Origin of the sequence: Sulfurospirillum sp. hDNRA2 (assembly GCF_024206095.2) — a bacterium.
In the GTDB taxonomy this organism is placed as follows: Bacteria; Campylobacterota; Campylobacteria; order Campylobacterales; family Sulfurospirillaceae; genus Sulfurospirillum.
Window position 1 is genome coordinate 951,286 of the sequence record NZ_CP159800.1, and the last position, 14,867, is coordinate 966,152.

Annotated in this window: 11 protein-coding genes; 7 read left to right on the top strand and 4 right to left on the bottom strand. The window is 44.8% G+C overall.

The features are described 5' to 3' along the window. Nucleotides 1-71: 71 nt before the first annotated feature. The 4 genes from NL930_RS04920 to NL930_RS04935 are packed head-to-tail and all read right to left on the bottom strand — an operon-like array spanning nt 72 to nt 3,779. Complete coding sequence (locus NL930_RS04920; RefSeq protein ID WP_060825660.1) at nt 72-737, bottom strand: TrkA family potassium uptake protein; 666 nt, start codon at nt 735-737, stop codon at nt 72-74. Then, nucleotides 734-2,062 carry a TrkH family potassium uptake protein gene (locus tag NL930_RS04925; protein WP_254375869.1) on the bottom strand — a complete coding sequence of 443 codons (1,329 nt, stop codon included), beginning with the start codon at nt 2,060-2,062 and terminating at the stop codon, nt 734-736. Before NL930_RS04925 ends, NL930_RS04920 begins: the two co-directional genes overlap by 4 nt. Then, nucleotides 2,059-2,760, bottom strand: coding sequence for a response regulator (locus NL930_RS04930; RefSeq protein ID WP_039672852.1), 702 nt, complete (start codon nt 2,758-2,760; stop codon nt 2,059-2,061). Before NL930_RS04930 ends, NL930_RS04925 begins: the two co-directional genes overlap by 4 nt. Continuing rightward, nucleotides 2,760-3,779, bottom strand: a complete 1,020-nt coding sequence (locus NL930_RS04935) for an ATP-binding protein (RefSeq protein ID WP_254375870.1) — start codon at nt 3,777-3,779, stop codon at nt 2,760-2,762. Before NL930_RS04935 ends, NL930_RS04930 begins: the two co-directional genes overlap by 1 nt. Before the next feature lie 392 nt (nt 3,780-4,171). On the opposite strand from NL930_RS04935, the gene NL930_RS04940 reads away from it, so the two are divergent. From NL930_RS04940 to NL930_RS04970, 7 genes are all read left to right on the top strand, one after another. Further along, on the top strand, nt 4,172-6,136 hold the full coding sequence (locus NL930_RS04940) for a TonB-dependent receptor domain-containing protein (RefSeq protein ID WP_254375871.1): 1,965 nt from the start codon (nt 4,172-4,174) through the stop codon (nt 6,134-6,136). Beyond that, complete coding sequence (locus tag NL930_RS04945) at nt 6,136-6,696, top strand: hypothetical protein (protein ID WP_254375872.1); 561 nt, start codon at nt 6,136-6,138, stop codon at nt 6,694-6,696. Before NL930_RS04940 ends, NL930_RS04945 begins: the two co-directional genes overlap by 1 nt. Nucleotides 6,697-6,755: 59 nt before the next feature. Beyond that, the gene (locus NL930_RS04950; RefSeq protein WP_254375873.1) at nt 6,756-8,648 is read left to right on the top strand and encodes a long-chain fatty acid--CoA ligase; all 1,893 of its coding nucleotides are present in this window, start codon (nt 6,756-6,758) and stop codon (nt 8,646-8,648) included. A 117-nt stretch (nt 8,649-8,765) separates the two neighbouring features. Further along, nucleotides 8,766-10,160, top strand: coding sequence for an MBL fold metallo-hydrolase RNA specificity domain-containing protein (locus tag NL930_RS04955; protein WP_254375874.1), 1,395 nt, complete (start codon nt 8,766-8,768; stop codon nt 10,158-10,160). Nucleotides 10,161-10,255: 95 nt separating this feature from the next. Then, nucleotides 10,256-13,159 carry a response regulator gene (locus NL930_RS04960; protein ID WP_254375875.1) on the top strand — a complete coding sequence of 968 codons (2,904 nt, stop codon included), beginning with the start codon at nt 10,256-10,258 and terminating at the stop codon, nt 13,157-13,159. Beyond that, the gene (locus NL930_RS04965) at nt 13,152-14,171 is read left to right on the top strand and encodes an HD domain-containing phosphohydrolase (protein ID WP_254375876.1); all 1,020 of its coding nucleotides are present in this window, start codon (nt 13,152-13,154) and stop codon (nt 14,169-14,171) included. Before NL930_RS04960 ends, NL930_RS04965 begins: the two co-directional genes overlap by 8 nt. Further along, nucleotides 14,168-14,860, top strand: a complete 693-nt coding sequence (locus tag NL930_RS04970; RefSeq protein ID WP_060825668.1) for an ABC transporter substrate-binding protein — start codon at nt 14,168-14,170, stop codon at nt 14,858-14,860. The genes NL930_RS04965 and NL930_RS04970 overlap by 4 nt, the downstream gene beginning before the upstream one ends. Nucleotides 14,861-14,867 lie beyond the last annotated feature (7 nt).

Sequence of the window (14,867 nt, forward strand, 5' to 3'; positions counted from 1 at the left end):
TGAAAAATTGGGCAATGCGTTTTTTACCGCACGTCGTTTATAGCGTAGATCGGATAAAAAAACCGTTAGAATTAGGCACTTTCATGTTTGGCTAAGCTTCTTAGCTTTTCGATGAACGCTTTTTTCCCGATAAACGATAACATGTCGCCTTCGCGAATTTTATAACTTTTTTCGAGGGAAAATTGCCAATTATCACGTGTTTTACAGGCAATCAGATGGATTTCGTTTTCAAACTCCGTTTCGATTTCGCCGATCGTTTTGCCGATGAGCGAACGGGTTGCGATCAGTTTGGCGATTTTAATCGTACTGCTAAAATCGATTTGGTCGATGACGACGTTTCCCACAAGGTTTTCGACGAGTTTTTTGGCGGATTCGCGCTCGGGATAGATGACTTTAAAGGCTCCGAGCCTTGCTAAAATCTCCCCGTGCGTCAACGTAATCGCTTTGGCGATAATCGTTTTGTTTTCAAGCTCTTTAAGTGCCATCAGGGTCAAAATACTCGCTTCGATATTTTCGCCGATGCTGATAATGACCGTATCGAGTCCGACGACGCCGGCTTCTTTTAAAGCACGAATATCGGTACTGTCTAAAACGACGGCATCTTCGATAAATTCGCTGATATCTTGGATTTTATGCGCATCGTTGTCGATGGCGATAATGTCCATACCTTGCTCCGCCAAACCTTTGGCGATGTGAAAACCGAATTTTCCTAGTCCGATGACGGCATACGTTTTCATAAAATAATCCTTCCTTCAGGGTACTGTACATGTTTGATTTTTTCTTTTCCGACGATCAAAAAGCCGACGGCAAAAATACCCATACGTCCGATGAGCATCAGTGCGATGACAAGCGATTTTCCTACAAGATCAAACGTTTGCGAAAGACTCAATACGTCGCCGTTTCCGACCGATACGCCTACGGTACAAAATGCGGAAACGACTTCAAAAAGCGTCGGCAAAAAAGCGCTGTGTTGCGTTTGTACCAAGACAACGGTCGCAAGGATGACGATAAACGAAGCAACGAAAATAATCGCGGAAGAGCGATGAATCACTTCGGCGGAAATCGTACGTTTAAACGCATGCGGAGGTTGGTTGCTGATTTTGATCGTGTGCAACGTTGCGATAATCAAAACGGCGACGGTGGTGATTTTGATACCGCCCGCCGTACTTCCGGCACCGCCTCCGATCATCATAAAAATCGTCGAACAAAAAAGCGACGTATCGCTGAGTTGCGATAAATCCAGACTGTTAAAGCCCGAAGTTCGAAAATTGACCGAGAGAAAAAAGCTGTTTAAAAAGCGATGTTCGAGTGAAAGATGACCGAAAAAGTTTGGATTGTTCCATTCGATCGCCCCTAAAAGAAGCGTTCCCGAAAGCAGCAAAAGCACTGTACCGACCAACGTGATTTTGGTGTGGGCGGAGAGCATAAAACGTTGGTGCATAAGTTTTGCGTGAAGTTCAACCAAGACCAAATAGCCAAGCCCTCCTAAAATAATCAACGCACCGATCGTCAAGAGAATCGTCGCATCGGTTTGGTAGCCCATAAGATTGTCTCTAAAAAGCGAAAAACCGGCATTGTTAAACGCCGCGACACTGTGAAAAAATCCTTGCCATAAAGCTTGAGGAATCGACATGTGCGTTGAAAAGCGTAAGGCTAAAATGAGTGTGCCCGCAAGTTCGATGATGAAGGTAAAGAGAAAGACCTTACGTAAAAAAATAGGAATATCGTGGTTGGCGTAGTTGAGCGACTCTTTGGCAAGATTTTTTTCGTGGATATTGAGGCTTTTTCGCATAAAAAGGTAAAAAAGCGATACGATACTCATGTAACCTACGCCTCCGATTTGCATTAAAAGCACCAAGATCGCTTGTCCGAAAATGCTAAAACTTTCCGGCGTTATTTTCACGATCAGTCCCGTCACGCACGTTGCGGACGTCGCCGTAAAAAGGGCGTCGATAAAAGCGAGCTTGCCGTGATGCGCAAAGGGAAGCATCAATGCGATCGCGCCGGCCAAAACGACCAAGAGGTAGCTTAAAAAGATGATCTTAAGCGTCTTTTGATTCATTCGGACTCCTTTGTACCGTGGCTTGAAAAACGGTACCCGATACTTGATTCGGTGGAAATATATTCGGGATAGGTCGAATTTTTTTCGATTTTTTTGCGCAACGAGTTGATATAAGTGCGAAGGTATTGCATCTCGTTTTGATAACCCACACCCCAGACTTCTTTTAAAATTTGGCGATGCGGTAGCACTTTGTCGGCGTTTTTCATCATATAGGAAAGCAGGGCGTATTCGGTCGGCGTCAGTTTCAGCAATGCGCCTTGAAGCGTGACTTGTTTTTGATTGAAATCGATCGTTAATTCCTTACATGTAAGAATGGCATGCGGCGGTTCGGGATGGATTCGACGCAAGGTCGAGCGAATACGCGCCAAAAGTTCGCTGGTGGAAAAAGGCTTCGTCACGTAGTCGTCCGCGCCCAAATCCAACGCCGCGATAATTTCTTTTTCGTCGTTACGCGCCGAAAGCACGATGATGGGTATTTTACTTTGTTTACGTATCTTGGCGATGAGGTGTTTTCCGTCGCCGTCGGGTAGTCCTAAATCCAAAATGACCAAAAGCGGATTGAGGCTTAAAACGTCGCGTTTGGCAGACGCAAGATCGTGGGCGTGTTTGCTTTTAAAACCGTATTCTTGGAGTGAAATCGTCAAAAGTTTTGCGATGGCTTCGTCGTCTTCGACGATGAGGATGCATTCGTTTGCCATTATTCCGCCTCGTTATGCAGTTTGGTAGGGTATTTGAGAATCGGCAAGGTAATTTCAAAGCAGATACCGTTGTCTTTGTTGTACGCTCGAATCTCTCCGTGATGGGCTTGGACGATACTTTGGCAAATAAATAAGCCGATGCCGCTGCCTGAAATTTCTTGATTGTCCTCGGCACGGTAAAATTTATCGAAAATCGTCTCAAGCGTACGCTCGTTGAGAGGATTGCTCTCGTTGAAAAAGAGGATGCGAATGCGATCGTCTTCTTGTTTGAGTTTGATGTAAATTTGTTTGTTTTGGTTGGAATATTTAAAAGCGTTATCCAATAAGTTGGCAAAAAGTCTTCCCAAAAGGTTGTAATCGCCCCAATAAAGCGGTAGCGTCGGATCGATGAAAATGTGCAACGAGCGTTTGATATGCGCGTCGTCAAAGTCTTTAAGCGCGACGCCGAGTAAATCTTCAAGATCGCACCACTCCATTTTAAGTTCGAGTTTTTTATCTTTCAGTCTGGCATTGTCTAAAAGGTTGTTGATGAGGCGATTCATCTTGTCGGAGCTGTTTTTGATGTCGTTGAGCAACGTTTTTTGGGTTTCGGGGCTTAATTTCTGATCTTCCAAGAGGAGGGTAATAGAGCCTAAGATCGAAGATAGAGGCGTTTTAAGATCGTGTGAAATCGTATTGAGCAAGATCTCTTTCATCTCGTTGCGTTTAATTTTTTTGGCTTGCCACGTAATGACGTATCCGAAAAAGAGGAAAATCGCAAAGGTCCATACGTGAATAATGTCGTACACGTTAAACGTAAAAACGGGAGGGACGTAAAGGTAGTTAAAGAGCAAAACGCTGATCGAAGCGATAAGCGTCGTACGTGCATAATTTCCCTCTAACGCAATGACGATAATCGGAATAAAATGAATCAACGCAATGTTGATCAGTTCCAAAGAGTCGTAAAAAAGCAGACAAATGCTCGTCACGAAAGCCAGAGCCGCGAGTGTCGGAAGCGTGTAACGCGAGTCAAAAAACATACCGGCTCCTTTTTTATCTTTAGTCACGTCTTTAGAGCAAAGCTCTAAAGACTACGCTAACGCTGAGTTTTGCTCGGCGCAACGCCCGCGCACCTTTGGTGCTTGTTGCCTTTGTCACGCCTTTAGAGCAAAGCTCTAAAGACTACGCTAACGCTGAGTTTTGCTCGGCGCAACGCCCGCGCACCTTCGGTGCTTGTTGCCTTTGTCACGCCTTTGAAGCAAAGCTCTAAAGACTACGCTAACGTTGAGTTTTGCAAGACGCAACGCCCGCGCATTTTTACCTTACATGTAAAAGATTGTAACGTATTTATTATAAAGTACAATCCATCAAAAAAGTATCAAAATAACGCCATTTAAGATAAAATAAGCTTCTCAATTTTTAAGGAGAATAGATGAAAAAACTCAAAGGTTTCCGCGGGAAGTATTTTAGCCTAGCGGCGATACTGGCTTTAAACGCGACGATTGCGCTTGCCCAAGAAGGACAAAGCGTCGCCGATAACGAAAAGCAACTCAGTACGCCCAAAGCCGAAGCTTCCTCCGAGACGACGGAACTGCTTGAAGAGACAAGCGCACCCGTTTTGGTCGTCTCAAAAAAGATCAAAGAACAAAAGTCTGAAGTCTACACCGCTTCCAAATCCTTGGTCAGTGCGACCAACGTCACCGATAATGTCAGCATTATCACCTCCGAAGAACTTTCTCTCAAAGGCATCACCACCGTTGTTGAAGCTTTAAATACCATCCCAGGCATCAGCTTTACCGCAAACGGGGGGCAAGGCAAGTCTTCAAGCCTCTTTATACAAGGCATGGGCAATAAATACACGCTTCTTATGGTAGACGGCGTACGTTACAATGATCCAAGCAATACTTCCGGTGCCGATTTTAGCCATCTTCTCATCCAAGATATTGAGCGTATCGAAGTGATTAAGGGAGCGCAAAGCGGTATTTGGGGAGCAGATGCGGCGGCGGGCGTCGTCAATATTATTACGAAAAAAGCGCAAAACGGGACGCATGCGAGTGCAGGCGTTGAAATCGGTAGCTACGGGTATCAAAACATTAATACTTCCGTGTCCCATAAAACCGATAAATTCGATGTTATGCTTACGGTTCAACGGGTACTTGAAGACGGTTTTAGCGCATATGCGCCTCACGGAGAAGACATTGATCGTTTTGAAGACGATCCTTACCGTAATACGACGATTAACCTAAAAGCGGGTTATTGGATTGATGAGCGTAACCGCATTGAAGCTGGGTATCACGACATTAACGCATTTAATCACTATGACGGTTCAGATCCTTTGACGTATGCGATGGATCCAAATTCGATAGAGCGAAGCGATTTTCGCCAACGCTCAGGCTATGTTAGCTATCACTATTTGATTGCCGATCATACGATCGAGACGACGCTTTCCCAAAGCAATTTTACAAAGAAAAATTTAGATGCGACGTGGGGATTAAACGACTATGAGGGTAAAACTCCTTCCGCAGAGATCAAAGATACGTGGAAATACGCCGATAATTCTCATATGGTTTTAGGAACATCGTACGAAAAACGAGAACTCAATTATACTTCTATCGGCGATAGCGAAAAAGAACGCGACGAGCATTCCAAAGCTTTATTTTTCAATAATACCAATCGATTTGGAAATATCGTGCTTAACGAAGCGTTACGTTACGATAGTTTTAGCGCGTTTGACGATAAAGCAACCGGAAAAATCGGCGTAAAATACCTTGTGAACGATCAATGCGACGTTTATGCCAATTATGCGACGGCCTATAAAACGCCTTCGATGCTGGATATGATTAATCCGTGGGGAACGGCAAATTTTACCCTAAAGCCGGAGACGATTCAAAGTTTTAATGCCGGAATTCGCTATGCCGGTTTTAATATGAATTTTTTTAGAAACGAAATTGAAGATTTGATCGGTTGGGTCGGATACGGAAACGTCAATATCGACGGTACGTCTGTTTTTAAAGGCGTTGAACTTTCTTATGAACACCAGCTTTTTCAAACTTTGCTGGCGGGAGCGAATTATACGTACGTGGATGCAAAAGATAAAAACGACGCACGACTCCCTAACGTCCCACGATACCAAACAACGTTTTATACCACATATATGCCTGTTAAACAGGTGGCTTGGACGTTGAACGGAACTTACGTCGGATCGCGCCAAGACGGTTTTACGACACATGAAACGGGCAATTATTTTGTCGCTAATACCAAAATGACGTACCATATCGATAAAACATGGGACGTATACGTAAAAGTCAATAACCTCTTCGATCGTTACTATCAAACGGTATACGGATACGCGTCGGCGGAGCGAAGCTACTACGCAGGTGTAGAGGCGAGATTTTAATGCGCTTGGCGTTACGACCGTATCTTTGGTACAAGCTTTTAAATTCCCTCTTTTTCGGCGTGACGGTCGGGAGTGTTTTTGTGCTGTATACACCGCTTGAGCCTTCGGTGTTTTCTTTGGGCGGTATCGCTTTGGCGATCGGGTTGCTGGTTGTAGCGAAATTTTACGAGAAGATGATGAATCTTCTCGTGTTTTACCGCATTTCGTTGCTCGTCGAAGTCGTAACGCTAGGGAGTGTTTTGGCTTTTTTGGCGTTTAAGTTGAGTTATCTCAACGCTTTATTTATCTACCTTTCGTACCAAACGATTTTCGTCTTCGGCGGGTATCTCATCCGTATCGAAACCTTGGCGTTAAAGCGTACCGCATTGCTCTCTCTTGCCGACGTTATGAAACAAAAAGGCTACCTGATCGGTATGATCGTCGCCTATCTTTTTTACAAAGCTCTCGAATGGTGCGGTACGACGCAGAAAATAGAACAAGTTTACGCATTACATGTTTTGCTTTTAGTGCTCCAAATTGCTATTATCGTATCGGTTTTGAAATCCTTTCGCCAAAGATAAGCTTCCCTTTTACAAAGATAGATTACAATCAAAGTAATTTTTTCATTTAAGGATTATGCTTGCATCGCGCGGACAATACGCTTTTTCACCTTTTCCTGAGCGTCTGTGAACGCTATAAAGATCACAAAGCCTTTATTTACAACGTTGCCGATCAGGAGTTTGAAGTCACGTATGCCAAACTCTTCGACGACGTTTTAGTGCTCTCTCGGGCTTTTAAAGCCAAAAAAATCGACAAAAATTCTAAAGTTATGTTGCTTTGCGACAATCGTTACGAGTGGATCGTAACCGATATGGCGTTGCTTTCGCTCGGTGCGATCAGTATTCCCAGAGGGTGCGACACGCCTACGCAGGAGTTAGCGTTTATCCTTTCGCACTCCGAAGCCGATTTCTTGATCGTTGAAAACGAAAAAACCTATGCTCAACACGAAGCTATGCTCAAAAATCAAGAACTTAAAGCGATTTTTATCGTCGAAGCACCCAAAGTGCATTCGCTCCTTAATCATCTTTATTCTTACAATGACCTTTTAAAAGATAAAACCGTTTATCAAGACGACGTCGACGCGTTTAAGAGGCAAAAAGAGCGTTTGAGCGAGACGGATACCTTGACGCTGATTTATACGTCCGGTACGACCGGTACGCCCAAAGGCGTCGTATTGAGCCATCAAAACGTGATGTACAACGTTCGCGAACTTCCTCCGCTCATTGCGCTGCAAAGTGAAGACGTATGGGTTTCGATCTTACCCTCGTGGCATATTTTCGAGCGTGCCGCCGAATACGTTGCAATGTCGCACGGGTGTTGCATCGTTTACTCGACGCTAAAGACGTTTGCGGCGGATTTGGAACGCTATAAACCGACGATCGTCGCAACGGTTCCGAGGCTTTGGGAGTCGATGTACACGAAAATCAATACGACCTTAGAGAAAAAAGACCCCCAAAAAGCAAAGATTTTTAAAAAGCTCGTTGCGATTTCGGCGGCGTACAATCGTGCGGATCGCATCCTCAAAGATCAATTACCCTGTTTTGAAAAGCCCTCTTTTTGGCTGACATGTCGTACAAAAATACCTGCATACTTTCAACGTCTTTTACTGGCTCCACTCAATCGCTTTGCCAAAAAAAAGCTCTCTTTGGTGCAAGAAAAATTCGGCGGAAGACTACGCCTTGCCGTGAGCGGCGGCGGTACTTTGCCCGATTTTCTCGATGAATGGATCGATGCGATCGGCATTCGTATCGTTAACGCCTACGGTATGAGCGAATGCGCGCCGACGATTGCGGGACGTTCGGTCTTGTGCGACACTTTTTCGACGCTAGGTCCTGTCATACCTCGAACGCAAATTCGCATCGTCTCGAAAGATGGGGCATATTTAGGTGCGGGCGAAGTCGGCGAAATATGGGTCAAAGGCGAGCAGGTCATGAGCGGTTATTATAAAAACCCCGAAGAAAACGCCAAAAGCTTTAGCGAAGAGGGCTTCTTCAAAACGGGTGATTTGGGAAAACTGACGCTAAAAAACGAACTCGTCATTACGGGACGTTCCAAGGAGATTATCGTACTTGCCAATGGCGAAAACGTCGATCCGAGCCGTATCGAGTCGACGCTTTCGATGTTGCCCTTCATTACCGACGCAATTTTGGTCGGACATGCCAAAAAAGGTTTGGGTGCGCTGATCGTACCCGATTTTGAAAAACTCAAAGTCTATGTAGCGGAGCATTTCGACAAAGCGGTTCAAACGATCGAGCAGGTGATGGACGACAAGCAAATTGTCGCGAAACTAAAAGGTGAAATGAACGAACTTCTACACCATACCAAAGGATTTAAACCTTTTGAAACGCTGCAAAATATCCACTTTCTGGACAAAGAATTTACCGTGGGAGAAGAGTTGACCAATACGCTTAAAAAGAAGCGACATGTGATCGAGAAAAAGTATCAAGAAATTATTGATAAGTTTATACATTAACCCTCTTGTAAACGTATTTTGCAAGAGGTAAAGGCACCAAAGGCGTGTGGATTTTTAAGATGATCCGGTGTGCGTCGTCTTTAGCGCTTGGCAAAAATCGTATTCAAAGGATAAACGATGGCAAAAGTGACGAGTTACGGTGCGGCCTCTACGGTCACGGGTTCGTGTCATTTATTGGATGTAAGTTCGGTACGGATTTTAATCGATTGCGGTATGATCCAAGGAGCGCAATGGAGGGATAATTATGCCCCTTTGGGGTTTGATGCCGCGAGTATCGATTATCTGATCTTGACCCATGCGCATAACGACCATATCGGGCGCGTTCCCAAATTGGTCAAAGAGGGCTTTCGCGGCGAGATCATTGCCACGGAAGCAACCTTGGATATTGCGTATATTATGTTGCTCGACAGTGCCGCGCTTTTGGAAGAAGAGTACCAAACCCAACTTAAAAAAGCGTTGCGCAGAGGCGAAGAAAACAGCGTACAAGAGCCGCTTTACACCAAAGAACATGTCGAAATGGTTTTTGCGCGAAAAATGCGTCGAGTCGCGTACGAACAGACCATAGCCCTTGCGCCGTTTTTAAAGATCACGTTGCACAATGCGGGGCACATTATGGGAAGTGCTTACGTGAACGTCGAATACGAAGAAGAGAATGTGCGTAAAAGTGTTATTTTTTCAGGCGATTTGGGCAGTAAAAACAGGCTTTTACTCAATGCGCTCACACCGGCGTCGCATACGCAAATCCTTTACCTCGAATCAACCTACGGCGATCGTGAACACCGCTCCTTGGAAGAGAGCATTCGCGAATTTAAAGAGGCGATTACGCAAACCTTGGATGAGGGCGGATGCGTCGTCATTCCTTCGTTTGCGCTTGAACGCACCCAAGAGATTTTATGGCTTTTGCATCAGATGCATCAAGAGGGTTCTTTGCGCAATTGCCGCGTTTTCTTGGACAGCCCTTTGGCGATTGAAGCTACGAAAATTTACCGCAAATATCCCGCACAGCTCAATCAACCCGTAGGCTTACATGTCAGTCTCGGCGACGATCCGTTTTCGTTTCCCGAACTTGCTTTAACGCCGAAGAAAAAAGATTCGATTGAGATTAACGACGTGCAAAAACGTGCGATTATTATTGCCGGAAGCGGTATGTGTACGGGCGGACGCGTGTTGCATCATCTTAAACAGCGTATTTGGAATCCGAAAAATGCCGTAATCTTCGTCGGTTTTCAAGTCCAAGGAACGCTGGGCAGAGAGATTATCGATCACGAACCGTTCGTGCGTATTTACGGCGAAGATATTAAAGTGCGAGCTAAAATTCATACAATCAACGGCTTTTCCGCTCATGCGGATCGTGCCGACATGTCGGCGTGGATTGCTCCGATGGAGGGCTTGCATACGATCTATTTAATTCACGGCGAAATCGACAAAATGGAGCTTTTCAAAGCCTATCTTCACGAACGTACGCAGGCAAAAATTCATATCGTGAAAGCCGCCGAAACGATTTATATTTAGGCGGCTTTAGGTCGATTTTGCTCGAAGTTTAGTAAAAAGAGGGTACAATAGTAAAATCTTAGAGTGAATTTTTCATTGAATAAAATGGGCGTCTTATGAAAACGTTTTTACACAAAGTCTCTTTACTCCAATCTTTGATCGTGATGATCGTGATTGCGCTCATCGTGCCGATACCGGTTGCGACCTTGATTTACGTGAACAGTACGTTTCCTTCCAAGCAAGAAGAACAAAATACGCTCAACACGAAAAAATTCGACTTCTCCTCGGCGATTTTCGCCGAGTCGCTTTGGAACTACTATCCCGAACTCGGTCAAACGATGCTCGATCAGCTTCTTTTGGATCAAAATATCCAATTCGTTCGGGTCCGCGATAACGACGAAAAACTGTTTTTGATGTGGGAGTTGCCTCAACAAAACCCTGCCGATACGCTTGTTTTACGCAAAGTGTTGAAAAAAGACGACGTCGCGATTGGAACTTTGGAAATGGGTTTTAAACGCATCGATCTGATCGAGTCGATCGTCAAAGATATGCGGTTGTTCGGCTCTATGATTTTGCTTCAGATTCTTTTTCTCGTGAGCGTGATTTCACTGATTTACTACTATAAGGTCTTAAAACCGATCAAGCGGTTGGTCGCGCATTCGCATCTTTTGGCGGCACAAAAGTTGGACGAGCCCTTTGAGTGGGAGGAAAACGACGAAATCGGTTTATTGGGACATTCGCTCGATCAAACGCGCATCAAGCTTCAACATCTTTTTAAGGTACTTCAAAAAGAGAACGAACGTTTGGACGAGAAGGTCAAGCAACGCACGCAAGAGTTAGAAGACGCTAGTCGTTATAAATCGGAATTTTTAGCCAATATGAGCCACGAAATCCGAACGCCGATGAACGCCGTCATGGGAATGTCGCATCTACTCGGTAAAACGGCGATGAGCCCCGTACAGCAAAACTACGTTTCAAAGATCAAAGAGGCTTCTTCGTTACTGCTTCGTATTATTAACGATATTTTAGATTTTTCGAAAATCGAAGCGGGAAAGATGGACGTCGAAGTCGTCGCGTTTGATTTGCATAAAGAGCTTAAAAAGAGTTGCTCTATCTTTTCGGTGCTCGCCAAAGAAAAAAACATCGACTTTCAATGTGATTTTATCGAGACCAATCGTTTTTTTAGGGGCGATCCGCATAAGATTATGCAAATCGTCAATAACTTTTTAAGCAACGCGATCAAGTTTACGTCCGAAGGCGGCGTGTTTTTAAGCGTTTGCGAAAACGTACTCGACGAAGAGCGATCTTCTTTGAGTTTTAGCGTCAAAGATAGCGGTATCGGTATTGCCAAAGAGAAACAAAACCTTTTGTTTCAAGCCTTCTCGCAAGTCGACGCATCGGTAACACGCAAACACGGCGGAACGGGTTTGGGACTTTACATTTGCGCGCAACTGGCTCAGATGATGCATGCAAAGATTGCTTTTTCGAGCGAAGAGGGAAGGGGAAGCCTCTTTGCGTTCACGATTCCTTTAGGTGTTGCCAAAGGGATTGATCTTCATTCGGATAGTTCCAATGAGCGCTCCTCTCCGCTTCACATTTTGTTGATTGAAGATTATAAGAAAACGGCAGATTATTTTAACGAGCTCGTGCGATCTTTCGGCTTTTTCATGAGCGTGATGAAAAGTAAAGACGCTATTATTGAAGCACTGCAACGTGCGCAAAGTCCCTATGACGTTTTAGTGATCGATCACGAACTTTCCCGCGGTAAAAACGGATTTGCGCTTTATGCTTCTTTACTCAAAGAAACGCCTGTTGCGCTGCCTCCGACGATTATGTTTTCAGTAAACGACGATGCTTCGTTTCAAGCAAACGTCAAGGCTTCGGGGATTCACGTCCTTTTGAAAAAACCGATTAATGCGTCGATGTTGTACGACGAACTGGTATCGCTTTGTACGATGCATACGAAAACGCCGCTTTTCGATCCTTCCAAAATCGATCTTTCCAAAAAACGTATTTTAGTCGTTGAAGACAATGAGATCAATTTGGACGTTGCCGTCTATCTTTTAAAAGAGACGCACGCTCAAGTCGATACCGCCCGCAATGGACTCGAGGCGGTTGAAAAACTCCAAGAACATTCAACCGCTTACGATCTGATTTTAATGGACGTTCAAATGCCTATTATGGACGGGTTTGAGGCGACGCGTATGATTCGAAAAGAGCTCGATATTTTGACGCCGATCGTGGCGATGACGGCAAACGTGATGGTTCAAGATATCGAAAAATGTTTGAAGGCGGGTATGGACGCGCATATCGGTAAACCGTTCGAGGTCGAAGATTTTTACGGTACGCTTTTGGAAACCTTACATGTCAGCAGTACGGTTTCGCCCAAACACCAAACGGCGGGCAAAGCCAAACACGAACGCGTCTTCGACCCCAAAGAGGCAATTGCAAGACTTGGAGGCAATGAGACGTTATGGCGCAAAATTTTGAGTCGCTTTTACGAAACGTTTACGCATATGCCGCAAAAAATAGCTTCACTCTCTTCCGGCAACGATCGTGCCATGTTCGTCGATTACCTACATACGCAAAAAGGATTGTGCGGGTCGTTGGGACTTTTTGCCTTAGAACATGCGCTTTTGGAAGCCGAAACGTTAGTGAAAACCGACCGATCGATCGAGCCTTCTTGTTTTGATAACATTATTGTAGCGCACCGTAACGCCGCCCCCTTCGTAAACAAAGAGTATGAAAAGTTTGTCAACAATACGGCGTTATGCAACCCTTCGTCGATCGAAAATGAGGCAGGGATTTTAGAACAAAAACAACACTTACAAGCGTTGCACGAAGCATTGGAGCAATCCAACGTTTCTAAAGTGCATGCGCTTCTTGAAACGCTAACGCTCGATGCGGACTTAAAAGAAGATGAACGGTTTACGAAACTCTCTTTAGCCTGCAAACAATTTGATTTTGATGCGGCATTAGCGTATTTGCAAGAGCTTCGTCAGGAGAAAGAACATGGCTAAAGTATTGGTAATCGAAGATACGCCCGAATATATCGAAATGTTGACGTCGCTTTTGAGCGATTATGAAGTTTATGCCGCCAAAGAGGGAAAAAAAGGCTTGGCGTTGGCGGAGTCTATCGAACCCGATTTGATCTTACTCGACATCAATATGCCTTTTATGACCGGATACGAAGTGTGTCGACGGTTGAAGCAAATGCAAAAAACCCGAGCTATTCCCGTGATTTTTTTAACCGCCAACGAAGGGTTGGAGTATGAAGAGATCGGTTTTAACGTCGGTGCGGTGGATTATATATCCAAACCGTTCAATACTGCAATTTTAAGAGCACGGGTTAAAACCCATGTCGACCTTTACCGGTTACAGTCTTCCTTGCAACAGCAAGTCGACGAGCAAACCAAAGAGATTCAAAAACTGAACCATGAAATTACCTATATTTCGGCGTCTATCGCCGAATTAAAGTCAAAAGAGACGGGACAGCATTTAAGGCGGGTTGCCGAGTTTTGTTATCTTTTTTGCAAGTTTTTGGGTAAAGACGAAGCCGAATGTGAAAAAATTAAAATGGCGGCCGTGTTACACGATATCGGCAAGGTCGGCATTAGCGACGAAATTTTAAACAAACCTTCCAAACTGGACGAGGACGAATGGGTTGTGATGAAAACCCACTCGATGTTGGGTTACGAGATGCTTGCGGATTCGGAATTTGAGATGATGCGCTTGGCGGCGGTTATCGCTTTGGAACACCATGAGCGATGGGACGGAGAGGGGTATCCTTACGGTAAAAAGGGCGAAGAAATTTCTTTAGTCGGACGTATTTGCGCCGTTGCGGACGTATTTGATTCCTTGTTAGATAAACGCGTTTACAAAGAGCCGTGGGAAGAAAAAGCCGTCAAAGAGTATTTTGAGATGGCAAGCGGGACACAGTTCGATCCTAAAATCGCAACGCTTTTACTCGAAAATTTCGACATGTTCATCTATACGTGGAAAGCACTTCAAACGGGAAAAATAGCATTATGATGCGTTGGATAGTGCTTTTATGCACACTATTTTTAACCCTCAATGCCGAGAGTTTTCGCGTTTACAGCGAGTACAATCCACCGTTTAACTATAAAAATGCCGACGGCAACGTTGAAGGTCCGTCCGTTTGGCTACTCCAAGAACTCTTTCGCAAAACGGGGCAAACGATTGTCGACGGACAAATCAACGTCGTTCCGTGGTCGCGCGGTTATCACGAAGTGCTTGAACACCCCCGTACGGTTTTGTTCAGTGCCGCCCGTACGCAAGAACGCGAAGCGTTGTTTGCCTGGGTCGGACCTATCGGAAAATTACGCATCGGCGTCATTGCCAAAAAAGAACGACATGTCAATCTTCAAGCTTTGCGCGGTCACAATTTAGGTAAAATCGGTACGGTTCACGATAGCGGAGCCGAACAGCTTTTGCTCAAAGAAGGATTTACGTTGGAAGATTTTGACCGCTTTAGCAACATCGATTCGCAATTGCGCAAATTACGAGAAGATCGTTTGGACGCGGTCGCTTTTAGCGTCGATGCGATGTTTTATACCTTACAAGCAACCGGTTGCTCGTTAGACGCCTATGAAATCGTGAGCTTATTGCGCGAAAACGACCTCTATTTTGCATTTCACAAAGACACCGATCCGGCACTCATTGAGAGATTAAACCAAACGCTTAAAGCAATTCGTCCGTAATTTTTTT

What these genes read in the sequence shown, in the direction of transcription:
- NL930_RS04920 (WP_060825660.1), bottom strand. Translation starts at nt 737, where the DNA reads ATGAAAACGTATGCCGTCATCGGACTAGGAAAATTCGGTTTTCACATC.
- NL930_RS04925 (WP_254375869.1), bottom strand. Translation starts at nt 2,062, where the DNA reads ATGAATCAAAAGACGCTTAAGATCATCTTTTTAAGCTACCTCTTGGTC.
- NL930_RS04930 (WP_039672852.1), bottom strand. Translation starts at nt 2,760, where the DNA reads ATGGCAAACGAATGCATCCTCATCGTCGAAGACGACGAAGCCATCGCA.
- NL930_RS04935 (WP_254375870.1), bottom strand. Translation starts at nt 3,779, where the DNA reads ATGTTTTTTGACTCGCGTTACACGCTTCCGACACTCGCGGCTCTGGCT.
- NL930_RS04940 (WP_254375871.1), top strand. Translation starts at nt 4,172, where the DNA reads ATGAAAAAACTCAAAGGTTTCCGCGGGAAGTATTTTAGCCTAGCGGCG.
- NL930_RS04945 (WP_254375872.1), top strand. Translation starts at nt 6,136, where the DNA reads ATGCGCTTGGCGTTACGACCGTATCTTTGGTACAAGCTTTTAAATTCC.
- NL930_RS04955 (WP_254375874.1), top strand. Translation starts at nt 8,766, where the DNA reads ATGGCAAAAGTGACGAGTTACGGTGCGGCCTCTACGGTCACGGGTTCG.
- NL930_RS04960 (WP_254375875.1), top strand. Translation starts at nt 10,256, where the DNA reads ATGAAAACGTTTTTACACAAAGTCTCTTTACTCCAATCTTTGATCGTG.
- NL930_RS04965 (WP_254375876.1), top strand. Translation starts at nt 13,152, where the DNA reads ATGGCTAAAGTATTGGTAATCGAAGATACGCCCGAATATATCGAAATG.
- NL930_RS04970 (WP_060825668.1), top strand. Translation starts at nt 14,168, where the DNA reads ATGATGCGTTGGATAGTGCTTTTATGCACACTATTTTTAACCCTCAAT.